We start from the raw sequence: 25305 nt of genomic DNA on the forward strand, positions 1-25305 counted from the left end.
ACATGGGGTGGGCGGGATGGGGGAGGATGCATGTATCCGCACGAAGGGAAGTACACGGTGAGCATCGACCCGGCCTCGATTCCGAACTTCGGAGGGCAGCAGCCCGATCCGCAGGCCACAGGACCGGCGGGCCCCGTCGTCCCCGACCAGGATCTGGTCAAGCAGCTGCTGGAGCAGATGGAGCTCAAGTACGTCGTCGACGACGAGGGTGACCTCGCGGCGCCGTGGGAGGAGTTCCGCACGTACTTCATGTTCCGCGGCGAGGACGAGCAGCAGGTTTTCTCGGTGCGGACCTTCTACGACCGTCCGCACAAGATCGAGGAGAAGCCGCAGCTTCTCGAATCGATCGACGACTGGAACCGCCGCACCCTGTGGCCGAAGGTCTACAGCCACACCCACGACGACGGCTCGGTCCGGCTGATCGGTGAGGCGCAGATGCTGATCGGCACCGGCGTCAACCTGGAGCACTTCGTGTCCTCCACGGTCAGCTGGGTCCGCGCCTCCATCGAGTTCGACAAGTGGCTCGTCGAGCAGTTCGGCCTGGAGAAGGAGATCGACTCCGCCGACGGCGACGACGACAAGAACGGCGACGACAGCCAGTAGTCGACCGTCCCCATCCCAGTCCGCTTACAGCGGTACGCGCGCCACGAGCAGCAGGTACAGCCCGTAGCCGTAACCGAGCCCGGCCAGCACCGCGGTCACCACGACCGCGGTGCGGGGCCGGGCTCCCGCCATGACGGCCGCCACCGGCAGCAACAGCGGGAAGGCCGGGAGCAGGAAACGCGGCTTCGACTCGAAGAAGCCGGCCCCGCCGTAGGCGATCACCAGCAGCACCGCGGTGTACGCGAGCAGCGGCAGCGGGGTCCGGTCCAGCACCAGCAGGACCGCCAGCAGCCCGGCCGCGGCCAGCAGCACCACGGTCACGGTGGTGGCGAGCGGCACGTGCCCGCCGGTCAGCACCCGCTCGGCGGAGCGCAGCGCGCCTTCGCCGAAGTCGAAGCGGGAGCCCCAGCGTCGCTGCACGGTGAAGTAACCGCCGAGGGGATCGCCCGTCCGCACCCCGACGGCCAGGACGTACGCGGCCCAGCCCGCCGGGGCCACCAGCCCGGCCACCCACACCCCGGGCGCGCGGGACCCGCGTACGAGGACGGCGTACAGGGCCGTGGCCGAGACGGCGGCGGCGACGGCCAGCCCCGTGGGCCGGGTCAGCCCGGCGAGCACGGCCAGGCCGGCCGCCCACGTCCAGCGCTCCCGCAGCAGGGCGAGGAGCGCCCAGGCGGCGAGGGCGGCCAGCAGCGCCTCCGTGTAGGCCAGGGTCAGCACCACGGCGTGCGGCAGCGCCGCCCACAGCCCCACGAGGATCAGGCCGGCGCGCGGGCCGATCACCCGCTCCCCGATCCGGTAGACCCCGACGGCGGCAGCGGCGGCGCAGAGCCAGGCGACGAGGATCCCGGCGGGCACGAGGCCGCCGGGCAGGACGGCGGCGACGAGCCGTATCAGCGCCGGGTAGAGCGGGAAGAAGGCGTAGTCGCTCTGGATGGAGCCGGTCTCGGGCCACATCAGGGTCCGGCCGTAGCCGTGGGAGGCGATCCCCAGGTACCAGGCGGAGTCCCAGGAGGCGCCGAGCACCCGGAGCGGATCCCGCCCGGCCCACCAGGAGCCGAGGGTGAGGACCAGTACCCCGGCGCCGCGTACGGCGGTGAACACTCCGAGCGCGAGGACCGTCGGCGGGGCGGCCGAGCGGACCGCCCTGACCGCGCGGATCTCCAGGGGGGACCCGGACACGGAGGCTCTGCCCGTTGCCATGTATCCCGACTTTCCCGCTCTTCGTGAGTACGCTCATCCGATGATGAGAGCTTCGGGCACCTTCAAGGTCGTCAGCTTCACACCGGCCTCGCTCACCCCGCAACCACCCGTGGAAACCGGTGTCCCGGTGGGTGTCGCCACGATGGAGAAACGCTACGAGGGCGACACCCTGACGGGCCACTCGGCCACGCTCTTCACGGCCGCGTTCGATCAGGAGGCGGGTGTCGGCAGCTACGTCGCGATGGAGTCCTTCGAGGGTGTCCTCGACGGCCGCGAGGGCGCCTTCAACTTCGTCCACTCGGCCGCCACCGACGGTGGACCGTCCCGCGCGGCGGAACACTTCGCGATCGTCCCGGGCAGCGGCACGGCCGCCCTGACCGGCATCACCGGCGCGGGCGGCCTGCGCGTGGACGAGGACGGCACGCACCGCATCTGGTTCGACTACGAGCTGCCGCCCGCGTAGGGGCGGCGCAGGTCAGCCAGGTCAGAGGCGGCGCAGCCGGGCCACGGCCTCCTGGAGGACCTCGGTCTTCTTGCAGAAGGGCAAGACATGAGCACGGAGAGCCCATGGACCCCTGGCACTCAGAACACAATCTGAGTACAGTCTGAGTATGAGCCTTGCTTACCTGGGAGCCGAGCCCGAGTCGGTTTCGTTCACGGATCTGTCGAGAAACCCGAAGGCCGTAGCTGCCCGGGCCGCTGCCCTCGGTGCTTTGCGCGTCACGCATCGGGACGCACCGGACATGGTGCTGACGACCGCCCGGCATGCGGAGCGCACCGAGGAGAACCTCACGACGGCGTCCCGGCTCTTCCTCGCGCTGATGAAGCGCGATGACGGAGCCCGGTCGCTCCTGCTGGCGCTGCCGGAGGTCTTCCCCTGGGTGCGGCATCTGGATGACGAAGAGATGCGCGCGTTCACCGTGGAGCTCCTGGAAGCGCTGTCCGACGCGGCAGAACTGGGTGCCAGGGAAGCCGTGCACCGCGCGCTCGTTTCCTGGCGGGCTACGGCTCGCATCAACTCTGATCCGGATCAGCTCCAGGAAGCGCTGCGTCCGCTCGACGGGGATGACCTGGGTCCCGTCGAGGTGGGCGGGTGAGCCCGAAGAAGGGCGATCGTGTCAGCGTCCCACCCCTGAACGGGTGGAATGTGGTCTTCGGGACACGGAGGCGGTGACGGGGTGGGAGGAGCTGTGCCGCGCGGCGCTGTCCAGTGCCCACCGCTGCCTTGAGGCGCTGCGCACCGACCCGCTGTCGCGTGACAACTGGAACCGTCAGCACCAGCTACGCGGGAGGCTCGCCACCAAGGAGTGGAAGGGATCCGCGCTGGAGCAGTGGGAGTTCGAGGTCACGAGCGGCGGCCGCGTGCGCTACCTGGTCAGCCCCGAAACGTCGACCGCAATCCTGGTCTACGCGTCCACGAGGCACCCCAAGGACACCGAGTAACTCGAAGTTCCCGTGCGGCACGGGCTCCGGCTGAAAGGCCGGGCCCTGTGCCCGCACGTCCATCTGGCTTGCTCTCAGCGAGCCAGCCGACCGAGGCGGTCCACCGCCTCTTCCAAAACATCCGTTCGCTTGCAGAAGGCCCAGCGGACCTGAGTGGCTCCGGCGGACGTGTCGTCGTAGAAGACCTGGTTCGGGATGGCGACCACGCCGCAGCGGTCGGGCAGGGCCCGGCAGAAGGCGAGGCCGTCCTTCTCACCGAGCGGCGTGATGTCGGTGGTGATGAAGTACGTGCCCTGCGGGCGGAAGACCTCGAAGCCGGCGGCCGTGAGGCCGTCGGCGAGGATGTCGCGCTTGGCGGCCAGGTCCGCGCGGAAAGCCTCGTAGTACGTGTCGGGGAGGGCGAGGGCCTCGGCGATCGCGTACTGGAACGGGCCCGAGGAGACGTACGTGAGGAACTGCTTCGCCGAGCGGACCGCCGTGACCAGTTCCCGGGGCGCGGTGACCCAGCCGACCTTCCAGCCCGTGAACGAAAAGGTCTTCCCCGCGGAGGAGATGGTGACCGTGCGCTCGCGCATGCCCGGGAAGCCCGCCAGGGGCGTGTGGGCCCCCTCGAAGACCAGGTGTTCGTACACCTCGTCCGTGACGACGAGCAGGTCGCGCTCCACGGCGAGGGCGGCGACGGCGGACAGCTCCTCGCGGGTCAGGACCGTGCCCGTCGGGTTGTGCGGGGTGTTCAGCAGGATCAGCCGGGTGCGCGGGGTGACCGCGGCGCGCAGTTCGTCCAGGTCGAGGGCGAAGGCTCCGGCGTGCGGGCGCAGGGTGACCGGGACGCGTACCGCGCCGGCCATCGCGATGCAGGCCGCGTACGAGTCGTAGTACGGCTCCAGGGCGATGACCTCGTCGCCCGGTTCGAGGAGGGCGAGCAGGGCGGCGGCGATGGCCTCCGTGGCGCCCGCCGTGACCAGGACCTCGGTGTCGGGGTCGTAGGAGAGGCTGTAGAAGCGCTGCTGGTGCGCGGCGATCGCGGCGCGCAGTTCCGGGATGCCGGGGCCCGGCGGGTACTGGTTGCCGCGGCCCGTGAGCACCGCGCGGGAGGCCGCCTCGGCGATCTCGGCGGGGCCGTCGGTGTCGGGGAAGCCCTGGCCCAGGTTGATCGACCCGGTGCGGGCGGCCAGCGCCGACATCTCCGCGAAGATCGTGGTGCCGAAGGCCGCCAGACGGCGGTTCAGAAAGGGGCGGTCGCTGCTCACGGGTGCGCTCATGGCCGCCATCCTGAGGGGAACCTCTGGACTTGCTCAAGTGTGCTTTGGGCCGCGTGGCCCGCGGGCATCCCCCCTTCACGCGGGACGCGGGGATCCCGCCCCCCGGGAAGACCGGGGTGTGAGAGAGGGGGCGGGCATCGTGTTCGTCTTCATCGTGATCGGGCTCCTGGTCGTCGCATTCGTCGTGACCGTGGCGGTGCGTTCGTTCAAGAGCGGCTTTTCGACCGACAACAGCTCCAGCGCCAGGGGCAGCTGGTGGGCGAGTGGGGGCAGTTCGTCGTCGAGTGCGTGTTCGAGCGGATCGTCGTCCTGCGGATCCTCCTCGTCCTGCGGCGGATCGTCGTCGTCCTGCGGAGGCGGGGGGTGCGGTTCCAGCTGACACGGGGCAGCCGGCACCGCGCGGACGGGGGCGCCCGGCGGTCCGAGGTCCGCCGACCGCCTTCTTCTGCGCGTCACCCGCGCGATTCGTACGCGTCTCTTTCGGGTCTCCTTCGCGTCTCCCGCGCCCCTGCATGACGACGCGCGGGACGCAACGTGTTGAACACGTGAACTGCGGAGCCCCCGGGGGGATGTAAACCCCGTCAACTTGGGTAAAACGGCTGTGAGTGCCGTGCCTTTCATGATTCCCTCGGTTGAGTAGACCAGTCCCCGGACCTCCCGGGACTTCCTGTGGACCCGTGCCGGTGTCCCCCCACCCGTTGACTACCGCTGGCGGGCCCCGGCCCATCTCCCTCGCGCGTTTGCGGAGCCGACTCATGCTCACGACCCTCCAGACCACCTACACCGACACGCGTGCCGCCGATCTCGCCTGGGCCCTGGGTCGGGACCGGCTGCCCGCCTTGGCCGTACTGAACCTCGAACTGTCGGGCGCGAAGGTCGAGTTGCGCCTGCTCGGGGCGTCCCATCAGGTGCTCCTGGAGGAGGGTGAGGTGCTCTGCTCGGAGACGGTCGCCTGCATGCCCGGCAGCAGTACGCCGCTTCCGCTCGGCGTGGCCAAGCGGGTGGGCGACTGGGAGTACGAGTTCGCCGCGCGGGTCGAGACGCTGTCCCGCGGCTCCTTCGCGGGACGGGCCCAGGAACTGCTCGCGCTGGTCGCCGACCACCCGAACGGACTAGCGGGCACCTTCCCGGGCAGTCCGCACGCCTTCACCGCCCTGCTCGCGCAGCGCTACGAGGGGCAGGTGCGCTGGCGGACCTGGCACGCGTACCCGCAGGAAGGCCAGCTGGTGGCCACCAGGACCCGGGTCGCCGTACGGATCGGGGCCCCGGCGGCGGGCGCGGCCACGGCCGCGTCTGCCGCCACAGCCACGGCCACAGCCAGGGCTGCGGCCCCGTCCACGGCCGCCGCGGAGACGGCCGCGCTGACCTAGGTCCCGTCGGTGTCGGGCATCGGGTCCCGGGTGTCGTCGGGTGCTGGAGCGCACCGGCGCCCGGCGGCGTTCCCGGGCGTCGGCGTTGCCGCGTGGTTACGCCAACTGGCCGGACCAGTACGCCACTTGCACCCATGTGGGTGACCGGGTGCGAGTGGGCGGTGACGTACGGTTCGGTTCATGATCGACCGTTCCGTCCCGCGTCGGGTCCTCCCGGCTCCGGAGCCGCGGGTTGCGGCGACCGTCCCGGCCGCCCTGCCCGTACGGCCCCGGACCGGCCGACTCCTCGTCCTTGCCACCGTGTTCGTCTGCGCCGCCTGCGGGCTCGTATACGAGCTGGAGCTGCTCGCGCTCGGCTCCTACCTCATCGGCGATTCCGTCACCCAGGCGTCGGTCGTGCTGTCCGTCATGGTCTTCGCCATGGGTGTCGGATCCCTGCTCGCCAAACGGCTGCGGCACCGGCCCGCCTTCGGCTTCGCCGCCATCGAGGCCGGGCTCGCCCTGCTCGGCGGGCTCTCGGCCATGGCGCTGTACGCGACCTTCGCCTGGCTGGGGGAGTCCCGGCCCGCCCTCGTCGCGTTCTCCTTCGCCATCGGCGTCCTCATCGGCGCCGAGATCCCGCTGCTGATGGTGCTGATCCAGCGCATCCGCAGACAGGACGCGGGAGGGGCCGTCGCGGACCTGTTCGCCGCCGACTACGTGGGCGCCCTGGTCGGCGGCCTCGCCTTCCCGTTCCTGCTGCTGCCGGTGCTCGGCCAGCTCACCGGCGCCATGCTCACCGGCACTGTCAACGCGCTCGTCGGCGGCGGTCTGGTCCTGTGGCTGTTCCGTCGCGACCTGAGCCGGCGCGCCCGGTGGACGCTGATCGCCGCGAACGTGACCGTGCTGTCCGTGCTCGCCTGCGCGACCGTCCTCGCCGCCGACTTCGAGCGGGTCGCCCGCCGCGCCGTCTACGGCGCGGAAGTGCGGGTCGCCGTCCAGACCGGCGTGCAGGAGCTGGTGCTCACCGGACCGCGCACCGGCTCCCCGCGCTCCCTCGACCTGTACCTCGACGGGCGGCTGCGGGTCAGCGGCTACGACGAGTACCGCTACCACGAGGCCCTCGTCCACCCCGCCATGACCGGCCCGCACGCCCGGGTCCTGGTCCTCGGCGGCGGCGACGGGCTCGCCGCCCGCGAGGTGCTGCGCTACCCGGACGTCGCCTCCGTCACCGTCGTCGAGCTCGACCCCGGAGTGGTCCGGCTCGCCCGCACCGACCCGATGCTCTCCGCGCTCAACGCCGGGGTGTACGAGGATCCGCGCCTCGGGGTCGTCACGCAGGACGCGTTCCGCTGGCTGCGCGGGCCGGCCGCCCGGGACCAGTACGACGTCATCGTCTCCGACCTCCCCGACCCGGGCATCACCCCCAGCACGAAGCTGTACTCGCAGGAGTTCTACGGGCTGGCCGCGCGGGCCCTGCGGCCCGGCGGCCGGATCGCCGTACACGCCGGGCCCCTGGCCACGCGCCCGCGTACGTACTGGACCGTCGAGTCCACCCTGCGCGCGGCGGGCCTGCGGACCTCCCCCTACAGCGCGGGCGGCCGCCTCTCGGGCTTCGCCGCCGGGCCCGACCGCACTCCCCTCGGCGTCAGCGACGCGCCACCGCAGGACTGGGGCTTCGTACTGGCCTCCCGCGAGCAGGTGCCCCCGCTGCGCGTGGACCGCGACACGCCGGGGCTGCGCTCGCTGTCGACCGGCTCGCTGCAGGATGCCGCGCGGGACGCGGAGCGGACCCGGGTGGACGGGCTCCCGCCGTCCACCCTGCCGCACCCCCGGTATTCGTGACCGGTGCGGCTCTCGTCGGTAGGCTCGACCGCATGGAGCATCAGGTGTTCGTTCCGGTACCGGCAGACAGTCTCCGCGCCGTGCTGCGCGACCCCGTCCGGGTGGCCGGCTGCGTGCCCGGACTCCAGCAGGACGCCGACGCCGAGTCCGGACCGCTGTCGGGCCGGCTGAAGGTCCGGGTCGGCGGGCACACCGTGACCTACCGGGGGGCCCTGTCCGTCACCGAGCGGGACCCCGGCCACTTCGCCGTCGACGGCGAGGGCACGGAGGTCCGGGGCAGCGGGACCGTGAAGCTCACCCTCGCGCTGCGGCTGATCCCGCAGGGGGACGGGACCCGGTTGGACTTCACGGCGGAAGGCACGGCCGACGGGCGCGCCGCCGGCTTCACCGCCGGAGCCACGGCCACCGCCGTGCAGCGGCTGCTGGAGCGGACCGCCGAGCAGCTGGCGGTCGCGGCGGCGCCGGGGCCGGCGGGTACGGAGGCCGGGCGCGCCGGGCCGGCAGCCGGGGGCGGCGAGGCCGGGCACCTGCCGGGGGCCGGGCCCCTGCCGGGGACGGGGCCGGTGGCCGACGGCGGGCAGGCCGCAGACGCCGCGTACGACGGGGCCGGTGTCAGTGATCCCGTGGCCGACGCCGAAGAAGCCGAAGAGGCCAGGGGTTCCGAGGATGCGGCGGATCCAGGCGATGCGGGCGATGCAGGAGGCACAGGGGATTCAGGGGATTCCGGGGACGATGTCACCGAGGTGACCGCCTCCGTGTTCGAGACGGAGGTGCCGCCGCCGTCCCTGGATCCCTTCCTGGCCGGAGGATTCGACGACCAGGCCGACCTGCCGCGCCCTCCGGCCGAGGCGGCCCACGCCCGACGCACCATGATCGGCCGCAGCGCGGAGGAGGTGGACCACGCGCCACCGCGCGGCCGGTACGCCCCGGTGCCCGCCCCCGCCGCCACCACGGCCGGCGACAGCCTGCGCTGGCTCGCCCCCGCCGCCGTCCTCGCCCTGGCCTCGGCGGTCGTCCTCGGCCGGGCCCTGCGCCGCCGCCGCTGAACGAACGCGCCGCACCCCCGCCGCCCTATTAGGGTCGACCGTATGAGTACGCAACTGAGCGCCGGCGGCGCCGAGGTGACGGTCGACCAGGAGAACGGCTGCCGGATCAGCAGTCTGCGCATCGACGGGACGGAGCTGCTGCGCCAGGGCCCGCACTACGGGTCCTTCCCGATGGTGCCGTGGTGCGGCCGGACCGGGAACGGCCAGTTCCGGGACGGCGCGGCCGTCCACCAGCTCCCGCTCAACCACCCGCCGCACGCCCTCCACGGCTTCGGCCGTGACGCGGCCTGGCGCCCGGCCGGCGCCACCGGCACCGAGGCGGTCTTCACGTACGACCTCGTCGACCCGTGGCCCTACCCCGGCCGGGTCACCCAGGTCTTCGAGCTGTCGCCGGACGCCCTGACCCTCACCATGGGCGTGGAGACGTACGGGGACTCCTTCCCGGCCCAGGCCGGCTGGCACCCGTGGTTCCGGCGAGACCTCGGGCTCGGCGGCGGGGACGTGAGCATCGGCTTCGACCCCGCGTGGCAGGAGGAGCGCGGCGACGACCACCTCCCCACCGGCCACCGCATCGACCCGAAGCCCGGCCCCTGGGACGACTGCTTCGGCATGCCCGACGGGGTCGACGTCACCCTGACCTGGCCCGGCGCGCTGGAGCTGAGGCTCACCAGCCGGTCCGAATGGGTGGTCGTCTTCGACGAGGTGCCCGAGGCCGTCTGCGTCGAACCGCAGTCAGGCCCGCCGAACGGGCTGAACACCCTGCCGCGCCTGGTCACGCCGGTGGACCCGCTGGAGATCTCCACGACCTGGACGTGGCGGCGGCTCGCTTAGCACCCAATTAAGCTCGGGGGCATGAGTGACGTACGCGATGCGCTTCTGCAGCAGATCAAGGACAAGGCCGTCGTGCACGGCAAGGTGATCCTCTCCTCCGGCCGGGAGGCCGACTACTACATCGACCTCCGCCGGGTCACCCTCGACGGTGAGGCGGCCCCGATGGTCGGGCAGGTCATGCTCGACCTCACCGCGGAGCTCGACTTCGACTGCGTCGGCGGTCTGACCCTGGGCGCCGACCCGGTCGCGACCTCGATGCTGCACGCCTCCGCGGCGCGCGGCCGGCGCCTGGACGCTTTCGTCGTCCGCAAGGCGCAGAAGGCCCACGGCATGCAGCGGCGCATCGAGGGCACCGACGTCAAGGGCAAGCGCTGCCTGGTGGTCGAGGACACCTCGACCACCGGCGGGTCCCCGCTGACCGCCGTCGAGGCGGTCCGTGAGGCCGGCGGCGAGGTCGTCGCCGTCGCCACGATCGTGGACCGCGGCGCGGCCGACGCCATCGCCGAGGCGGGGCTCCCGTACCTCACGGGCTACCGCCTCGGGGACCTCGGCCTCTCCTAGGTCCCAGGGGTGGGCCCCAGGGGGTGGGTTCTCAGGTTCCGGACGCCCTGATTCCGGCCTGGGCGGGAGCGGCGACGAAGGTCCCGCGGAGTGTCTGAGTAGGCTCTGACCTGCTCTTTTGTGGCGGGCCGGGATGTTTCACGTGAAACATCCCGGCCCGTTCGGCCATCACCTTGCGACGGGCGGGGTGGAGTGTCGCGCGGAGTCTGGAAAGATAGGCGCGACGATGACGTCGCCCCCAGGTCAGGGCCCGCAATAAGCACACTCCCCGCACATCCAAGGAGCGGACAGATGCCCATCGCAACCCCCGAGGTCTACAACGAGATGCTCGACCGGGCGAAGGCAGGCAAGTTCGCCTACCCGGCCATCAACGTGACCTCTTCCCAGACCCTGCACGCTGCGCTGCGCGGCTTCGCGGAGGCCGAGAGCGACGGCATCATCCAGATCTCCACCGGTGGTGCGGAGTTCCTGGGTGGCCAGTACAACAAGGACATGGTCACCGGCGCGGTCGCCCTGGCCGAGTTCGCGCACATCGTCGCGGCGAAGTACGACATCACCGTCGCGCTGCACACGGACCACTGCCCCAAGGACAAGCTGGACGGCTACGTACGTCCGCTCCTGGAGATCTCCGCCGAGCGCGTGGGCCGCGGTCTGAACCCGCTCTTCCAGTCGCACATGTGGGACGGCTCCGCCGAGACCCTGGCCGACAACCTGGCCATCGGCCAGGAGCTGCTCGCCAAGGCCGCCGCCGCGAAGATCATCCTTGAGGTCGAGATCACCCCGACCGGCGGCGAGGAGGACGGCGTCAGCCACGAGATCAACGACGAGCTGTACACCACCGTCGACGACGCGATCCGCACCGCCGAGGCCCTGGGTCTGGGCGAGAAGGGCCGCTACCTGCTGGCCGCCTCCTTCGGCAACGTGCACGGCGTCTACAAGCCGGGCAACGTGGTCCTGCGTCCCGAGCTCCTCAAGGACCTCCAGGCGGGCGTCGCCGAGAAGTACGGCAAGGCCTCGCCGTTCGACTTCGTCTTCCACGGCGGCTCGGGCTCCACCGCCGAGGAGATCGCCACCGCGCTGGAGAACGGCGTCGTGAAGATGAACCTCGACACCGACACCCAGTACGCCTTCACCCGCCCGGTCGTGGACCACATGTTCACCAACTACGCCGGTGTCCTGAAGGTCGACGGCGAGGTCGGCACGAAGTCCAAGTACGACCCCCGCACCTGGGGCAAGGCCGCCGAGGCCGGCATGGCCGCGCGTGTCACCGAGGCGTGCGCGAACCTGCGCTCCACGGGCACGAAGCTGAAGTAGTCCCGCGGCACGACGTACCGAAGGGCCCGGCCCCCGTCCCACACGACGGAGGCCGGGCCCTTCGGCGTTCCCGGCTCCCGGTCTCCCGGTTCCCGCCTCCCGGCCCCGGCCCCCTCTCCGGCCGCTCGTGTTTCTCGTCCGGCCTCCCCTCTTCCGCCGGTGGACGGCGGCTTCGCGCGGGTGTGAAACTTCTGCCCACGAGTACGTACCCGGGGGCATGTATTGCCGGGGGACCGGGGCCATGGAGTGGGACGGATGCGCATGAGGGCCGAACGACCGCAGGTGAAGCAGGACCGCGCGGTGCGCACCCGCCAGGCCATTCTGGAAGCCGCCGGCGCGGTGTTCGAGGACCGCGGGTACGACGCGGCCAAGCTCTCGGACATCGTCGCGATCGCCAACGTCACCAAGGGCGCGCTCTACTTCCACTTCGACTCGAAGGAAGACCTGGCGCAGGCCGTGATCGACGCCCAGGTGGGCAGGGAACCGGCTTTCACCCCACAGGAGTTCAGGGCGCAGCAGTTCGTCGACATCGGCATGATCTTCTCGCACCGACTCCGGCACGACGTGCTGATGCGCGCCAGCGCCCGGCTCACCCTGGAGCAGAACGGCCGGGCGCTGGACCGGGCCGCGCCCTACCAGGGGTGGATCGACATGCACACCGCCCTGATGGTGGAGGCGAAGGAGCGGGGCGAGCTGCTCGCGCACGTGGATCCGGCAGGACCGTCGCGGCTGGTGGTCGGCGCCTTCGCGGGGCTCAACGTCATGTCGCAGACGCTCGGGCTCGACCTGGACCAGGAGGTTTCGGCGCTCTACACGAGTGTGATGCCGAGCCTGGTGGTCTCGGCCGTGGCGATCCGGCTCGACACCGCGCCCGGGCGGGGAGGCAGGGCGCTGCACGGCTCCGGTGGGGCGCACTTGTGCGACTGTTCGGACTCCCTGCTGACCACTGACCACTGACCGGCTGACCGCTGATCCGTGGGGGTCAGTGGCGCGAAACAAAATCCCAAGTATGCTTTTTCTCGGTGGAGTTCGCGCCGACCGGGCTCCGCGACGCGTCGCCCGGGGGGGGAAGACTGTGGACATCGACGTACTCGGTGGACTGAACGTCCTGGAGAACGGTGTGCCCATCGCGCCCGCCGCGCCGCCCGCGCGGCAGGTCCTGGCACTGCTCGCCGCCCACGCCGACCAGGTGGTCCCCGTCGCCGTACTCGCCACGGAGCTCGCGGCACACGTACCGCCGGAGCACACGAGGTCGGAGCTGCACGACTGTGTCCGCCGGCTGCGCGAGCGGCTGGCCGACGCCGTCGCCCCGGGAGGGCGCCGCACGGCCGAGACCATCCTCGTCCAAACTCCCGGAGGCTATCTCCTCGACACCGGCGGCGGCCGCTGTGACCTGCACGAATTCGCCCGCGAGGCGGGCGCGGGATACCGCGCGATGGCCCGCACGGACTACGAGACGGCAGCCCGGCGACTGCGCGGAGCACTCCGGCTCTGGACGGGTCCGGCGTTCGGCGGGGTGACCCCCGGCCCGCGGCTCACCGAGCGGATCGCCGGCCTGGAGGCCACCCGGGAAGCGGTCGTCGAGCAGTGGGTGGAGGCCGAACTGGCGCTCGGCCGACACCGCGAGCTGCCCTCCGGGCTGGCCGAACTGTCACTCGGTCGCGGGCCCCGCGGGGTGCCGCGGACCCTGGCCCGGGTCAAAACATACCGAGGATACGGAGAAGCGGCCGATATGGGCCGCGGTGCGGTCGGACAGGCCGTCCCGGCCCGCGAGTTGACACGCTGTTCGTCCCTTTCGTGACCGTCCCGCCGGGGCGCGGCACACTCCCGGGACATGAGCGCGACCGACGTCCTGGTCTCCGAGGGAGTGAGCCCTGGCTCGAAGTCCCCGCCGCATCCCTCCCCGCCGCACCCGTCCCGGCCGCGACCGTCCCGGGCGTACGGGGCCTGCTGCCGGCCACCTGCGACCCGGTCGGGCGGCCCGCGCCTGCGACGAACTGCGTCCGCTCGGAGGCCTGGTGGCCATGCCGCCGCCCGATCCCGGCTACGGAACCGCCGCCGGGCTGCTCGCCCGGCTGCGCCGCGGCAACCTGCTGGTAGTCCTCCCCGCCACCCCGCCCGGACTGGAATCCGCCGCGCGGCTGCTGGGGGAGGGGACCGGGGTGCACCGGCCCGGTGCGCGGACCGTCCGCGTACGAGGCGGTCCTGGAGGCCTGGCTGAGCGGGCTCGAACGCGCCCAGGACCGCGGCCTGGACCTGGCGGCGATTCCCTCCTACGCGGGAGTCCCGATCCGTGAGCTCGGCGACACTGCGATCGGCACGGCCCGCCTGCTCTACGCCCGCCAGGACCGCATCCTGGCCACCGGGCGCTGGCGCGCCCTGGCCGCCGCGGGAGCCAGGCCCCAGCGCCTCATGTGGACCTCCCTCGGGCCCCGTTCGGCGGCCCTCCCCTCCCTCATCGGCTGGGGCACGGCCGTGGCCCTGCCCGCGCTCGCCCCGCTCCCGCGTCTGTACGGCGACACCCTCAGCCACACTTGACCCCTGGCCGACCGAGAACCAAGGGGGACAAGGGAGATGACCTGGGACGACGCGAGCGGCCCACTCGCCGTGCTGGAACTCCTCGCCCAGGAGGCCCCGGCCGCCCGCATCGACGGCCTGCTGCACGAGGCCCGCCTGGCCGGCGCCGACGAGGCCCGGCTCGCCGAACTCGCCAAGGCCGTCGGACTCGCCCGCACCGTCCAGGCCGTCGCGGACCGCGGCCGCGCACGGGAGGCCGCCCTCGCCGCGCTCGTGGACACCGCCCACGACCTGACCTCGCCGTACGACCTCGACACCGTACTGCGGGTGATCGCCCGCCGGGCCCGCCGGCTGCTGACCTTCGACATGGCGTACGTGAGCCTGCGGCGCCAGGACGGCACCTCGTACGTCCGTACCGCCGAGGGCGAGACCACCGCCCTCGCCGCCGGTCTCGAACTCGGCACCGGCCAGGGCCTGGGCCGCCTCGCCCAGGAGCGCCGCGCACCCATGTGGAGCGCCGACTACCTCGAAGACGACTCCTTCCCGCACGGCCCCGGCATCGACGCCGTGGTGCGCGCCGAGGGCCTGCGCGCGATCATCGCGGTCCCGTTGCGGCACGGGGACTCCACCCTGGGCGCCCTGTACGGCGCGGACCGCCAGGTGCGGCACTTCAGCCCGGACGAGATCGGGGTGCTGCTCTCCCTCGCGGACCTCGCGGCGCTGGCCATCCAGCAGGCCGGCCTGCTGGAGCGCACCCGCGACGAGGTCACCGAGCTGGAGCGGTTCGGCTCCGCGACCAATACCGCGCTGACCCGCGTCCGGTACCTGTGGGACTGTCACGCCCGGCTGGTCCGGCTGGTGCTGGACGGGGCCCGGCTGTCCACCGTCGCTCGGGCCGCCGCCGACGCGCTGGACGGCGTACTCCAGGTACGGGACCCGGGCGGGCGGCCGCTGACCGATGCCGACGGGATGCCCGACCTGGACGAGGAGGCCGAGGAGGCCGTCGCCCGGGCCGCCCTGCTGGCGCACACCGGGCGGGTGCCGGTCCCGCTGCCGGGCGACACGTGGGTGGCGCCGGTGATCGCCGGGGCCGAGGACCTCGGGGTGCTGGTGCTGCGCGCCTCCGCGCCGCTCACGGACGAGGACGTACGGCTGCTGGAACTGGCGGCCCAGTCGGTGGCCGCGCTCCTGCTGATCCAGCGGGGCACGGCGGCCGCCGAGGGACCGGTCCACGAGGAGCTGCTCCAGGACCTGCTGGACCGGCCGCACCGCTCCGACCTGCACCTGCGCGAGCGGACCCGGCGGCTCGGCATCGACCTCGACGTGCCGCACGTGGTGGTCGTGGCCCGGCCCGAGGGCGGGGAGCTGGGCAAGGCGGTGGCCTGGGCGGGTTCGTACGCGTACCGGTGCGGCGGCCTCAAGGGCGTACGGCGCGGATGCGTCGTGCTGTTGCTGCCGGGGACGGACGCCTCGGCCGTGGCCCGGGAGGTCTCGGCGAAGCTCTCGCCTCTGCTCGGCCATCCGGTGTCCACCGGCGCGGCGGGCCCCGCCGAGGGCGCCTCGGCCGTGGCGGGCGTCTACGGGGAGGCCGCGCGCTGCCTGGACGCGCTGACGGCGCTGGGCGGGGTGGGCGGGACGGCGTCGCTGCACGAACTGGGATTCCTGGGGCTGCTGTTGTCCGCGAACCATGACGTGGACGCGTTCGTCGCCTCGACGATCGGGCCGGTCGTGGAGTACGACGCGACGCGGCTCACGGACCTCACGCGCACCCTGGAGGCGTACTTCGACTCCGGCGCCAGCCCCACCCACGCCGCCGAGGCGTTGCACGTGCACCCCAACACCGTGTCGCGGCGCCTGGAGCGGACAACGGAGCTGCTGGGCGAGGGCTGGCAGAAGCCCGCCCGCGCGCTGGAGATCCAGATGGCCCTCCGCCTCCGCAAGGCCCGCGGGGTCCTCCGCGGCAGCCCGGCGGACGAGGCCGAGGCCGAGGTCTAGGGTCGTGTCGTCACAGTCCGGCTGGCCGGCGGGGCCCATGGTTTCGGGAAGGGGCGGGGTCGGGCAACTCGCCCGCACGGCTCACGCGTGTGCCCAGGCAGCGGGCCGCATGGGCCACCGAGGCCATCGTGACGTGCCGGTGCCAGCCGGACAGCGAGCGCCCGCCGAAGTCCCGCAGCCCGACCTCCCGCACGCTCGCCGCCGAGGCCACCGCCGACACGCGCCGCGCCTGCTTCGTCAGCCGCAGGACCGCGGCCGGAGCCAGCCGGGTCAGGTCCGTCATCCACAGCCGCGCCGGCGGCCGGCGGGGATCGGTCCACTCCCCGAACAGCAGCAGCTCCCGCCGGCGCACCGGCGACGGGTCCGGCATCATCACGCGGACCGCGGCCACCAGCGAGGTGCGCCGGGCGCCGGGGTGCGAGGGGTCCGGCCACTCCACCGGGACCCGCAGCCCCCTGACGCTCTGCAGGATGTCCCGAGCGCCCGCCGCCCCCGCGCCGTACCCCGGCAGGGCCGGGTCCGTGACCAGCAGCCGGGCGCTCGCGCCGATCCGGGCCAGTACCGGCAGCCCGGCCTCGTGGAAACGGTTCATCGTGGAGCGGGTGCCGATGCCGCGGACGTCGAGGACGACCGGCCGCGAGGGCATCCGGCACTGGCGCACGGTGTCCAGGACACCGGTGACCGCGCACTCCTCGTACGACTCTTCCGCATCCTCCGACGGCAGGAACAGCCGCCAGCCCACCGGGGTGTTGACGCCCGCCGACGTGAACCAGATCCCGAAGGCCTGCTGGCCGCGGAACATCTGACCCCGGTGCGGGTCGAAGCGGTGTCCGGCACCCACCGAATGCTCGCCGCCCTTGGGGAACGCCATGGGCTGGGCGACCCACGCCGTGAGCGGGGTGGACTCCTCCAGGTAGCGCGACAGCGCGGTACGGACGGGCTGCCAGTCCCAGGTGGAACCGGCGATGAAGTGGTGGAGGTTCTGCTCGGCCGCGGGACCGCCGAGCTGCTGGGCGATGTTGCGGATCGACTTGCGGCCCTCGGTGGCGAGCAGCCCGCGCACGTACTGGCGCCCCCTCGCCCGCTGATCGCTGCGCCGCAGCGAGCCGAGCACCGCCTCGCACAGCTCCTCGGCCGCCTCGTCGACCGGATCGCGTCGCCGGGTGCTGGTGTTCACGACTTGCCCCCTTCGTCGTCTGCACCCCCACCCTCGGCCCCGGGACCCCGCCGCGGGGAGGTGCGCCGGGCACACGCCTGAGCCGCCGGGTGGTGGGGCGCCCACCACCGGGCCCGGCAGACTGGGGGCATGTCCATTCACCAGAACCTCCTCGGGGGCCCCGCCCCCACCCATCTCCCCGACGAGCCCGGCCGCGAGGCCCTGGCCGCAGGCACCCCCGCCGTCGAGGTGGCCGCCGCGCACCCCACCTCGTCCCTAGCCTGGGCGACCCTCGCCGACGAGGCCTTCGCGGCCGGCCGCACGGTCGAGTCGTACGCGTACGCCCGTACGGGCTACCACCGCGGCCTCGACGCCCTGCGCCGCGCCGGCTGGAAGGGCCACGGTCCGGTCCCGTGGGAGCACGAGCCGAACCGCGGCTTCCTCCGCGCCCTGCACGCCCTGGCCCGCGCCGCCGAGGCGATCGGCGAGAAGGAGGAGCACGAGCGCTGCTCGACCTTCCTGCGCGACTCCTCCCCGACGGCGGCGGACGCGCTGAACGCCTGAGGCGCGACGCGGCACGCCATGGCGGGGACGTGACCTGCGTCACTCCCCGCTGGAGCCCCGCCCCGAGCGGGTCCTATGATGCGGGCAGGGGACCGGGGCTCCACTCACCTCACGGAAGGAGCGGACCGCTACCCGGAAGCACGTGTCGAGGAGACAGCGATGTCGAACACCCTTGATGCCTCCGGAGCCGGTTCGGACACCCCGAACCTCGACTTCGACGGCACGACCCCTTACGAGGACTACGTCCAGGCGGACGTCCTCACCCACCTCCAGCACCTCCGCTCGGACGACCCGGGCGAGATGGTCTTCCTGGTCACGACCCAGGTCATGGAGCTGTGGTTCACCGTCATCGTCCACGAGTGGGAAACCGCCGCGAAGGCGCTGCGCGAGGACCGCATCCCGGTCGCGATGGACGCGCTGAAACGATCCCTCCGTGAGCTGGAGGCCCTCAATGCCTCCTGGCGCCCGCTCGCCCAGCTCACTCCGGGGCAGTTCAACGCCTACCGCGCCGCACTCGGCGAAGGTTCCGGTTTCCAGTCGGCGATGTACCGCCGGATGGAGTTCCTGCTCGGTGAGAAGTCCTCCTCCATGCTGGTCCCGCACCGCGGCGCCCCGCGCGTCCACGCGGAGCTGGAGAAGGCCCTCCACGAGCCCAGCCTCTACGACGAGGTCCTGCGCCTCCTGGCCCGCCGCGGCTTCCCGGTCCCGGACGCGGTCCTGGACCGCGACCTCTCGCAGCGCTACGAAGCTTCGGCCGAGGTCGAGGCCGTCTGGACGGGCCTGTACGCCGCCCCGGACGAGCACCTGGACCTCCACCGCCTGGGCGAGGTGCTCACGGACGTCGCCGAGCTCGTCTGGCGCTGGCGCAACGACCACCTGGTGGCCACCCGCCGCGCGATGGGCGCGAAGACCGGCACGGGTGGATCGGCCGGCGTGACCTGGCTGGAGAAGCGCGCCACGAAGAACGTCTTCCCGGAGCTCTGGACGGCCCGCAGCCATGTCTGAGCCGACCCCGACCCCGGTGCAGATACCGGACCTCGAGGCCCGCGCCGCGGCCCTCGACGCCGCCGACGAGCTCGGCAAGCTCCGCGACCGCTTCACCCTCCCCGGGGGAGTCGTCTACCTGGACGGCAACTCCCTCGGCGCGCTCCCGGCGACCGTCGCGCAGACCACAGCCGACGTCGTCACGCGGCAGTGGGGCGAGCTCCTCATCCGGTCCTGGGACGAGAGCGACTGGTGGACCGCCCCCGAGCGGATCGGCGACAAGATCGCCCCCCTCCTCGGCGCGGCCCCGGGCCAGGTGGTCGTCGGCGACTCCACCAGCGTCAACCTCTTCAAGGCCCTGGTCGGCGCCGCCCGGCTGGCGGCCCCCGGCCGGACGAAGATGCTGGTCGACGCCGCCACCTTCCCCACCGACGGTTACATCGCCGCCTCGGCGGCCCGGATGACCGGTCTGACCGTCACCCCGGTGGATCCCGCGCACGCGGCGGAGGCGGTGGACGCGGACACCGCCGTCATCCTCCTCAACCACGTCGACTACCGCTCGGGCCGGCTCCACGACCTCCCCGCCCTCACCGCGGCCGCGCACGCCGCCGGGGCGATCATGGTCTGGGACCTGTGCCACTCCGCCGGCGCCCTCCCCGTCGGCCTCGACGCGCACGCCGTCGACCTCGCGGTCGGCTGCACGTACAAGTACCTCAACGGCGGCCCCGGCTCCCCCGCGTACCTCTACATCGCCGATCGCCACCAGGCCGCCTTCGACTCCCCCCTGCCCGGCTGGAACGGCCACGCCGACCCCTTCGCCATGACCTCGGAGTTCACCCCGGTCGACGGCGTGCGGCGCGGCCGCGTCGGGACCCCGGACATCCTGTCCATGCTGGCCCTGGAGGCGTCGCTCGACGCCTGGGACGGCGTGTCCGTCGAAGCCGTACGGGCCAAGTCCCTCGCCCTGACCGACTTCTTCCTCGAATGCGTGGCGGCGTACGTCCCCGGGGGCCGGGTCGAGCCGGTCACCCCGGCCGAGCACGACCGCCGCGGCAGCCAGGTCTCGCTGCGCACCGAAAACGCCCGCGAGGTCATGCGGGAACTCATCGAGAGGGGCGTCATCGGCGACTTCCGCGCCCCTGACGTCCTGCGCTTCGGCTTCACCCCGCTCTACGTCGGTTTCGCCGACGCCGAACGCGCGGCGCGCACGCTGGGTCACATTTTCGGGTGACCCCGTAGCGAAACGTCACATCACCGGGCGGGCGGGGCTACGGCTCCGCCCGCTCCGGCGTATCCCGGGCCCCGCACGGAATGCCTCGTTCCAGACTGATACGGTCCCGCTCTGCCGGACCACCGGAACATCTGCCCCCGCTGTCCCACGCGTTACCGAGAGGTTGAGCCGATGACGGACCCCGCCGCAGTGGAACGGGACGCCGCCGAGGCCGCCTCGGCCTTCTCCCATCCGGCCGTCACGCCGGACACGAGCGCCGCGTACGGGGAGCACCCCGACCAGGTCGTCGACTTCTACGCCCCGCGCGGCGAGGCCCAGGGCCCGGTCCCCCTCGTCGTCGTCCTGCACGGCGGCGCGTGGCGGGCCCCGTACGACCGCCGGCACGTCACCCCCTTCGCCGGCTTCCTGGCCAGGCAGGGTTTCGCGGTCGCCAACGTCGAGTACCGGCGCGGCCGTTCCCTTCCGCACCAGAAGGCCGGGAGCCCGGTCGCCGGGCGCTGGCCGGAGACCTTCGACGACGTCGCCGCGGCGCTGGACGCGCTCCCGGGGCTCGCCGCCGCCGCGCTGCCGCGGGCCGACCTCCGCCGCGTGGTCGTCACCGGTCACTCGGCCGGCGGTCACCTCGCGCTGTGGGCCGCGGCCCGGCACGTGCTGCCGTACGGGTCCCCCTGGCGGCTGTCCGCCCCGCCGCCGCTGCGCGGGGTGGTCGCACTGGCCCCGATCGCGGACTTCGCGGTGGCGGAGGAGCTGGGTGTCTGCGGGGGCGCGAGCGCGCAGCTGCTCGGCGGCCCGGAGCACTTCGAGGCCCGCCTCCCCTTCGCCGATCCGGCGGCCCTGCTCCCGACGGGCATCGCCACCGCGGTGGTGCAGGGCCGCGACGACATCGTGGTCCCGCAGCAGGTGGCGGAGGCGTACGTGGCCGCCGCCGCGCGGGCGGGGGAGATGGTCGGGCTGACGCTGCTGGACGGGGTCGGCCACTTCCCGCTCATCGACCCGGCGGCGGACGCGTGCGCGGTGGTCTCGGAGGAGATCTCGCAGCTCGCCTGGTAGAGCCCGGCTGCCCGGAAAGGGTCAGTCCAGGGCAGATACGGGCCAACCGCCCCCAGCTCAGGCGATACCCGCATGAGAACCGCCGAAAGGCTATGTACTCTGATCGGGATTCACCCTGAGCGCGTTCAAAAACAAAAAATGGGGGGGCCGGTGCGTAGTCGCCGTCTCGTAATGTCCGCTGCCGCCATCGTCGCGGCCAGCGTTGGTTTCATCCCGAGTGCGGCCCACGCGGCCGACCCGGTCAAGCCGGGCACGCACGGCGTGTCCGCACCCGCCGGCGACCTGAAGAAGGCCGCGGCGTCCAACTTCAAGAGCTTCACCAGCCCTGCCGACCGTACGGTCCGGCAGAGCATCCCGGCGGCCGGCAACAAGGCCGCCGCCGCCCCGCAGGCGCAGGCCGCCGCGGACAACCCGACCCTCGCGGTCGGTCTCCAGGGCAAGGGCACGAGCGCCCACGGGGTCGAGGTGACGTCCACGATCACGAGCGCGCCCGCCGCGCTCGACATCACCATCGCCTGGGGCGACGGGACCGAGACCAAGGCCACCGCCCAGGGCTCCGGCCAGGTCGCCCGGCAGCACTCGTACGCCGAGGTCGGCCAGTACACCGTCACGGTCACCGTGGTGGACGCCGCGAACAACACGCAGGCCGTCAACCAGCTGGGCGTCGTGACGCCGGGCTCGGACTTCACCCCGTACGGGCCGACCCGCCTCCTGGACACCCGTAGCGGAATCGGTGTCCCGAAGGGCAAGGTCGCCGGGTACGGCACGACCCGCCTGAAGGTCGGCGGCAACGGCGGCATCCCCGCCGGGGTCACCGCGGTCGTCCTCAACGTCACCGTCACCAACGCCAACAGCGCCGGGCACGTCACCGCGTACCCGTCGGGCGGCGCGCGGCCGATCAGCTCGAACGTCAACTTCGTCGCCGGCCAGACCGTGCCGAACCTGGTGATCGTGCCGGTCGGCGAGGACGGCTACGTGGAGCTGTACAACGGCGGCTGGGATTGGATCGACGTGATCGCCGACGTCACCGGCTACTTCAGCCACAAGGCGTCCAGCGGCTACAACCCGCTGGCTCCGGTCCGCGCCGTCGACACCCGTGACGGCACCGGCACGGCCCAGGGCCAGCTCGCCGGGCAGGGCACGTTCAGCGTGCAGATGGCCGGCCGCAACGGTGTCTGGAAGGGCATCAGCGCGGTGGCGCTGAACGTGACGGTCACCAACCCGAAGGAGGCCGGTCACCTGACCGTGTTCCCGAGCGGTCAGGCGGCGCCGTCCACGTCCAGCGTGAACTTCACGGCCGGTCAGACGATCGCCAACTCGGTGATCGTGCCGGTCGGCGCCGACGGCAAGATCAACGTCCGCAACGGTGCGTGGGCCGGGACCGACGTCATCGTCGACGTCGTCGGCTTCTACACCAACGAGAGCTCGGGCGCCTTCATGCCCACGGCGCCGGGCCGGATGCTCGACACCCGCGACGACGCGAACTGGGGCTACGGCCCGCTAGAGGGCCGTGGCTACGTCTACATGCGGCCGTTCACCAACCCGGTCGGTGTCACCGGATTCGTGTTCAACACCACGGTCACCAACACGCGCGGCGACGGCTTCCTGTCGGTCACCCCGGACCCGAACTCGTGGGACCAGTACGACAACGGCACCGCGGTCTGGCCGGAGGAGCCCACTGCCTCCGCCCTGAACTGGACGGTCGGCAAGACCGTCCCGAACCTGGTCCAGGCGAGCGCCGGCACCCACGGCATCGTCGACTTCTGGAACATGGGCTGGGACGACGCCGACCTGATAGTCGACATCTTCGGCTACTACGACACCCTGTAGTCGGCTTCCAGCGCCCCGGGCCCGGCCGCCAAGGCCGGCCCCGGGGCGCTGTTCCATTTGCACAGTCAGGAACAAGGAACAGAAAATGGGGGGCCGGTGCGCAATCGCCGACTCGTAGTTTCCGCTGCCCTCGTGGCGGCGGGTGTGGGGCTCATACCCGGCGTCGCCCGGGCGGTGGGTCCGGGTCCCGTGGCTCCCGCCGCTCAGGGGGTGGCCGCGACCGGGGCCACCGCGGATGCGGCAGGGGCGTTCAAGGGCAAGACCTTCAGCAGCCCTGCGGACCGTACGGTGGTCACGCCGAAGTCCGGCGACCGTAGCGGCGGGACCGCGCGGGCGCAGGGCGCGCAAAGCACGCAGGGCGCGCAGGACAGCTCGCGTGTGTCGATCAGCCTGGACGCCACGAGCAGCGGCGCGCATGCGATCGATCTGCGGACCATCATCATCCCCTGGGACGACGCCGCACTCGACGTCACCATCGCCTGGGGCGACGGGACCACGGACAAGTTCGCCGCCACCGTTGGCGGCTTCGGCTCCGACCTCCGGTACACCAAGCACAAGTACGCCGTGCTCGGCTCGTACGACGTCAAGGTCACGGTGAAGGACACCACGAACGGCGTCGAGGCGGTGAACGAGCTCAGGTTCACGACCCTGGGTGCCGAGTTCACCCCGCACGCGCCCACCCGGCTGCTGGACACCCGCGAGGGCATCGGCGCCGCGAAGGCCAAGGTCGGCCCGCGCAGCTCGGTGGCCCTCAAGGTCGCGGGCGCCGCCGACGTCCCCGCCGGCGCCTCCGCGGTCGCCCTCAACGTCACCGTCACCAACGCCACGGGACCGGGCCACATCTCGGTCCAGTCCGAGAAGGACCTGGCCGAAGGCGCCGAGACGTCGAACCTGAACTTCGTCGCGGGCCAGACCGTCCCGAACCTGGTGATCGACGCGGTCGGCGAGGACGGGTACGTGCACCTCTTCAACGGCGGCTGGGAGTCGGTCGACCTGGTCGCGGACGTCACCGGTTACTTCACGCCGGCGCCCGCCAACGGCTACAACTCGCTGACCCCGACCCGCGCCGTGGACACCCGCGAGGGCCTGGGCGCGGCGAAGGGCCAGGTCGCCGGGCAGACGAGCTTCGGCATCGAGATCGCCGGGCGCGGGGGCGTACCGAAGGGCGCCACCGCGGTGGCGCTCAACCTGACCGCCACCAACCCGCGGTCGGCCGGCCACCTGACCGCCTACCCCAGCGGGAAGGCGGCTCCGGTCACGTCGAACGTGAACTTCACCGCCGGTCAGACGGTCGCCAACGCGGCGGTCGTGCCGATCGGACCCGACGGAAAGATCAACGTACGCAACGGCAGCTGGGACCCGGCCGACGTGGTGGTCGACGTCGTCGGCTACTACAGCGCCGACAGCCGGTCGGCCCTCGTGGCCCACGGGATTCCGTTCCGGGTCCTGGACTCCCGCAAAGACAGCTGGGGCCGCAAGGCCGGCCCGCTGCCGGCCCGTTCGGTCCTTCCCCTGCGGTTCGAGGGCGATACGACGACCCCCCATGTCGACGGCTGGGTGCTGAACACCACGGTGACCAACACGCGCGGCGCGGGCTTCCTGTCGGTCGCCCCCGACCCGAACTTCTGGTCCGACTACCAGAACGGGACCGCGGTCACGCCGCAGCGGCCCGTCTCCTCGGCCCTGAACTGGACGGCGGGCGCGACCGTTGCGAACGTGGCGCAGACGCCCGGGGGAAAGGGCGGCATGATCGACTTCTGGAACCAGGGCTGGGAGGACACCGACCTGCTCGTCGACCTGCTCGCCTACTACCAGACCGACTGATCCACCGGCGGGTGCGCGGGTACTCCGCGGAAGGGGCGGTGTGCCGGACGGCGCACCGCCCCTTCCGCGTTCCGCGGCCTCAGTCCCACTGCTCGCCGGCCAGCGAGCTCACCGGCTGCGGCTTGCCGATGACGGCGAGGGCGATGAAGAAGTTGATCTGACCGATCGCGATGGTGAGTGTGGCCAGCGCCTTCTCGTCGTAGTGCTGCGCCACCTCGGCGTACAGCTCGTCGGAGACGCGCTCCTTGCCGTACGGGGCGGGCTGGAGGGTGGCCTCCACCAGGGCGAGGGCTGCGCGCTCGGCCTCGGTGAAGTAGGGGGCGTCCTGCCAGGACGAGACGGCGGTGATGCGCTCCTCGGTCTCCCCGAGCTTGCGGAGGAACGCGGTGTTCAGGATGGTCAGGTAGGTGTTCCTGACGATCTGGCCGGCGCGCAGGTGCACGAGGCTGATCGTCTTGCGCGGCACCGAGCGGTTGCCCGTCGCCCGGAAGAGGGCGGCGCTGATGTCGCTCATTTCGGGGACGAATTCGGCCGGGTTGGGCATCCGCGAGATGGGCGCCCCCGCCGGGGCGGAGGTGTTCGTCATGGCTGCTCTCCTTCAGTCCGGTGTCTTCACAGCACTGACGGACGGGCGCGCCCGGATGTGACCGGCAGCGGAAAGTTTCTTTTCGCGGTGTCCCGGAACGCCGAAGGGGCG

At 72.5% G+C, this 25305-nt stretch carries 25 protein-coding genes; 20 read left to right on the plus strand and 5 right to left on the minus strand.

The genetic code is table 11. From position 1 onward, the window contains the following. Nucleotides 1-57 precede the first annotated feature (57 nt). Nucleotides 58-603 carry a YbjN domain-containing protein gene (locus tag AB0D48_RS12660; protein ID WP_362394946.1) on the plus strand — a complete coding sequence of 182 codons (546 nt, stop codon included), beginning with the start codon at nt 58-60 and terminating at the stop codon, nt 601-603. 24 nt (nt 604-627) lie between these two features. Here AB0D48_RS12660 and AB0D48_RS12665 read toward each other — a convergent pair whose 3' ends face one another. Continuing rightward, nucleotides 628-1806 carry a hypothetical protein gene (locus tag AB0D48_RS12665; RefSeq protein ID WP_362394404.1) on the minus strand — a complete coding sequence of 393 codons (1179 nt, stop codon included), beginning with the start codon at nt 1804-1806 and terminating at the stop codon, nt 628-630. Between the two features lie 43 nt (nt 1807-1849). Here AB0D48_RS12665 and AB0D48_RS12670 point away from each other — a divergent pair, with 43 nt between their 5' ends. The 3 genes from AB0D48_RS12670 to AB0D48_RS12680 all read left to right on the plus strand — a co-directional run bounded on the left by AB0D48_RS12670 (nt 1850) and on the right by AB0D48_RS12680 (nt 3249). Continuing rightward, complete coding sequence (locus tag AB0D48_RS12670) at nt 1850-2269, plus strand: DUF3224 domain-containing protein (protein ID WP_362394948.1); 420 nt, start codon at nt 1850-1852, stop codon at nt 2267-2269. Between the two features lie 148 nt (nt 2270-2417). After that, complete coding sequence (locus AB0D48_RS12675; protein ID WP_362394407.1) at nt 2418-2903, plus strand: prevent-host-death family protein; 486 nt, start codon at nt 2418-2420, stop codon at nt 2901-2903. 43 nt (nt 2904-2946) lie between these two features. Then, a complete protein-coding gene (locus AB0D48_RS12680) occupies nt 2947-3249 on the plus strand; it encodes a hypothetical protein (protein WP_362394410.1) in 303 nt (100 codons plus the stop codon). Between the two features lie 74 nt (nt 3250-3323). Here AB0D48_RS12680 and AB0D48_RS12685 read toward each other — a convergent pair whose 3' ends face one another. Then, on the minus strand, nt 3324-4511 hold the full coding sequence (locus AB0D48_RS12685) for a pyridoxal phosphate-dependent aminotransferase (protein WP_362394412.1): 1188 nt from the start codon (nt 4509-4511) through the stop codon (nt 3324-3326). A gap of 75 nt (nt 4512-4586) precedes the next feature. Next, nucleotides 4587-4907, minus strand: a complete 321-nt coding sequence (locus AB0D48_RS12690) for a hypothetical protein (RefSeq protein ID WP_362394415.1) — start codon at nt 4905-4907, stop codon at nt 4587-4589. A 359-nt stretch (nt 4908-5266) separates the two neighbouring features. Between AB0D48_RS12690 and AB0D48_RS12695 the strand changes: the two genes are divergently transcribed. From AB0D48_RS12695 to AB0D48_RS12740, 10 genes are all read left to right on the plus strand, one after another. Beyond that, nucleotides 5267-5881, plus strand: coding sequence for a DUF2617 family protein (locus tag AB0D48_RS12695; RefSeq protein WP_362394418.1), 615 nt, complete (start codon nt 5267-5269; stop codon nt 5879-5881). A gap of 180 nt (nt 5882-6061) precedes the next feature. After that, nucleotides 6062-7705, plus strand: coding sequence for a polyamine aminopropyltransferase (locus AB0D48_RS12700; protein WP_362394421.1), 1644 nt, complete (start codon nt 6062-6064; stop codon nt 7703-7705). Nucleotides 7706-7737: 32 nt separating this feature from the next. Further along, nucleotides 7738-8751, plus strand: coding sequence for an SRPBCC domain-containing protein (locus tag AB0D48_RS12705; protein WP_362394424.1), 1014 nt, complete (start codon nt 7738-7740; stop codon nt 8749-8751). A gap of 42 nt (nt 8752-8793) precedes the next feature. Continuing rightward, nucleotides 8794-9582 (plus strand): aldose 1-epimerase, encoded by a 789-nt coding sequence (locus AB0D48_RS12710; protein ID WP_362394426.1) that lies wholly within the window; start codon nt 8794-8796, stop codon nt 9580-9582. 21 nt (nt 9583-9603) lie between these two features. Next, the gene (gene pyrE, locus AB0D48_RS12715; RefSeq protein ID WP_362394429.1) at nt 9604-10143 is read left to right on the plus strand and encodes an orotate phosphoribosyltransferase; all 540 of its coding nucleotides are present in this window, start codon (nt 9604-9606) and stop codon (nt 10141-10143) included. Nucleotides 10144-10434: 291 nt separating this feature from the next. Beyond that, nucleotides 10435-11457: a class II fructose-bisphosphate aldolase gene (gene fbaA / locus AB0D48_RS12720; protein WP_362394431.1), complete on the plus strand. Its 1023-nt coding sequence runs from the start codon at nt 10435-10437 to the stop codon at nt 11455-11457. 261 nt (nt 11458-11718) lie between these two features. Further along, complete coding sequence (locus tag AB0D48_RS12725) at nt 11719-12414, plus strand: ScbR family autoregulator-binding transcription factor (RefSeq protein ID WP_362394434.1); 696 nt, start codon at nt 11719-11721, stop codon at nt 12412-12414. Between the two features lie 118 nt (nt 12415-12532). Continuing rightward, nucleotides 12533-13258 carry a BTAD domain-containing putative transcriptional regulator gene (locus AB0D48_RS12730; RefSeq protein ID WP_362394436.1) on the plus strand — a complete coding sequence of 242 codons (726 nt, stop codon included), beginning with the start codon at nt 12533-12535 and terminating at the stop codon, nt 13256-13258. A gap of 374 nt (nt 13259-13632) precedes the next feature. After that, complete coding sequence (locus tag AB0D48_RS12735) at nt 13633-13995, plus strand: hypothetical protein (RefSeq protein ID WP_362394439.1); 363 nt, start codon at nt 13633-13635, stop codon at nt 13993-13995. A gap of 36 nt (nt 13996-14031) precedes the next feature. Continuing rightward, entirely contained in the window at nt 14032-15969 is a 1938-nt protein-coding gene (locus AB0D48_RS12740) for a GAF domain-containing protein (protein WP_362394442.1), read from the plus strand. 10 nt (nt 15970-15979) lie between these two features. Here the strand turns inward: AB0D48_RS12740 and AB0D48_RS12745 are convergent, their stop codons facing one another. Further along, nucleotides 15980-17146, minus strand: coding sequence for a transposase (locus tag AB0D48_RS12745; RefSeq protein WP_362394445.1), 1167 nt, complete (start codon nt 17144-17146; stop codon nt 15980-15982). Between the two features lie 129 nt (nt 17147-17275). Here AB0D48_RS12745 and AB0D48_RS12750 point away from each other — a divergent pair, with 129 nt between their 5' ends. The 6 genes from AB0D48_RS12750 to AB0D48_RS12775 all read left to right on the plus strand — a co-directional run bounded on the left by AB0D48_RS12750 (nt 17276) and on the right by AB0D48_RS12775 (nt 24608). Then, on the plus strand, nt 17276-17689 hold the full coding sequence (locus AB0D48_RS12750; RefSeq protein ID WP_362394448.1) for a DUF3151 domain-containing protein: 414 nt from the start codon (nt 17276-17278) through the stop codon (nt 17687-17689). 159 nt (nt 17690-17848) lie between these two features. Continuing rightward, nucleotides 17849-18694, plus strand: a complete 846-nt coding sequence (locus AB0D48_RS12755) for a tryptophan 2,3-dioxygenase family protein (protein WP_362394450.1) — start codon at nt 17849-17851, stop codon at nt 18692-18694. Beyond that, nucleotides 18687-19904, plus strand: coding sequence for a kynureninase (gene kynU, locus AB0D48_RS12760; protein ID WP_362394454.1), 1218 nt, complete (start codon nt 18687-18689; stop codon nt 19902-19904). Before AB0D48_RS12755 ends, kynU begins: the two co-directional genes overlap by 8 nt. 171 nt (nt 19905-20075) lie before the next feature. After that, complete coding sequence (locus AB0D48_RS12765) at nt 20076-20954, plus strand: alpha/beta hydrolase (RefSeq protein WP_362394457.1); 879 nt, start codon at nt 20076-20078, stop codon at nt 20952-20954. A gap of 171 nt (nt 20955-21125) precedes the next feature. Then, nucleotides 21126-22784, plus strand: a complete 1659-nt coding sequence (locus AB0D48_RS12770; protein WP_362394460.1) for a hypothetical protein — start codon at nt 21126-21128, stop codon at nt 22782-22784. Nucleotides 22785-22928: 144 nt separating this feature from the next. After that, the gene (locus AB0D48_RS12775; RefSeq protein ID WP_362394463.1) at nt 22929-24608 is read left to right on the plus strand and encodes a hypothetical protein; all 1680 of its coding nucleotides are present in this window, start codon (nt 22929-22931) and stop codon (nt 24606-24608) included. A 79-nt stretch (nt 24609-24687) separates the two neighbouring features. Here AB0D48_RS12775 and AB0D48_RS12780 read toward each other — a convergent pair whose 3' ends face one another. After that, a complete protein-coding gene (locus AB0D48_RS12780) occupies nt 24688-25194 on the minus strand; it encodes a carboxymuconolactone decarboxylase family protein (protein WP_362394466.1) in 507 nt (168 codons plus the stop codon). Between the last annotated feature and the right edge of the window lie 111 nt (nt 25195-25305).

This window comes from Streptomyces sp. NPDC048269, from assembly GCF_040652395.1.
Taxonomy (GTDB): Bacteria; Actinomycetota; Actinomycetes; order Streptomycetales; family Streptomycetaceae; genus Streptomyces.

What these genes read in the sequence shown, in the direction of transcription:
- AB0D48_RS12765 (WP_362394457.1), top strand. Translation starts at nt 20,076, where the DNA reads ATGACGGACCCCGCCGCAGTGGAACGGGACGCCGCCGAGGCCGCCTCG.
- AB0D48_RS12755 (WP_362394450.1), top strand. Translation starts at nt 17,849, where the DNA reads ATGTCGAACACCCTTGATGCCTCCGGAGCCGGTTCGGACACCCCGAAC.
- AB0D48_RS12685 (WP_362394412.1), bottom strand. Translation starts at nt 4,511, where the DNA reads ATGAGCGCACCCGTGAGCAGCGACCGCCCCTTTCTGAACCGCCGTCTG.
- AB0D48_RS12740 (WP_362394442.1), top strand. Translation starts at nt 14,032, where the DNA reads ATGACCTGGGACGACGCGAGCGGCCCACTCGCCGTGCTGGAACTCCTC.
- AB0D48_RS12700 (WP_362394421.1), top strand. Translation starts at nt 6,062, where the DNA reads ATGATCGACCGTTCCGTCCCGCGTCGGGTCCTCCCGGCTCCGGAGCCG.
- AB0D48_RS12780 (WP_362394466.1), bottom strand. Translation starts at nt 25,194, where the DNA reads ATGACGAACACCTCCGCCCCGGCGGGGGCGCCCATCTCGCGGATGCCC.
- AB0D48_RS12665 (WP_362394404.1), bottom strand. Translation starts at nt 1,806, where the DNA reads ATGGCAACGGGCAGAGCCTCCGTGTCCGGGTCCCCCCTGGAGATCCGC.
- AB0D48_RS12670 (WP_362394948.1), top strand. Translation starts at nt 1,850, where the DNA reads ATGAGAGCTTCGGGCACCTTCAAGGTCGTCAGCTTCACACCGGCCTCG.
- AB0D48_RS12770 (WP_362394460.1), top strand. Translation starts at nt 21,126, where the DNA reads ATGTCCGCTGCCGCCATCGTCGCGGCCAGCGTTGGTTTCATCCCGAGT.
- fbaA (WP_362394431.1), top strand. Translation starts at nt 10,435, where the DNA reads ATGCCCATCGCAACCCCCGAGGTCTACAACGAGATGCTCGACCGGGCG.
- AB0D48_RS12695 (WP_362394418.1), top strand. Translation starts at nt 5,267, where the DNA reads ATGCTCACGACCCTCCAGACCACCTACACCGACACGCGTGCCGCCGAT.
- AB0D48_RS12675 (WP_362394407.1), top strand. Translation starts at nt 2,418, where the DNA reads ATGAGCCTTGCTTACCTGGGAGCCGAGCCCGAGTCGGTTTCGTTCACG.
- pyrE (WP_362394429.1), top strand. Translation starts at nt 9,604, where the DNA reads ATGAGTGACGTACGCGATGCGCTTCTGCAGCAGATCAAGGACAAGGCC.
- AB0D48_RS12750 (WP_362394448.1), top strand. Translation starts at nt 17,276, where the DNA reads ATGTCCATTCACCAGAACCTCCTCGGGGGCCCCGCCCCCACCCATCTC.
- AB0D48_RS12710 (WP_362394426.1), top strand. Translation starts at nt 8,794, where the DNA reads ATGAGTACGCAACTGAGCGCCGGCGGCGCCGAGGTGACGGTCGACCAG.
- kynU (WP_362394454.1), top strand. Translation starts at nt 18,687, where the DNA reads ATGTCTGAGCCGACCCCGACCCCGGTGCAGATACCGGACCTCGAGGCC.
- AB0D48_RS12725 (WP_362394434.1), top strand. Translation starts at nt 11,719, where the DNA reads ATGAGGGCCGAACGACCGCAGGTGAAGCAGGACCGCGCGGTGCGCACC.
- AB0D48_RS12705 (WP_362394424.1), top strand. Translation starts at nt 7,738, where the DNA reads ATGGAGCATCAGGTGTTCGTTCCGGTACCGGCAGACAGTCTCCGCGCC.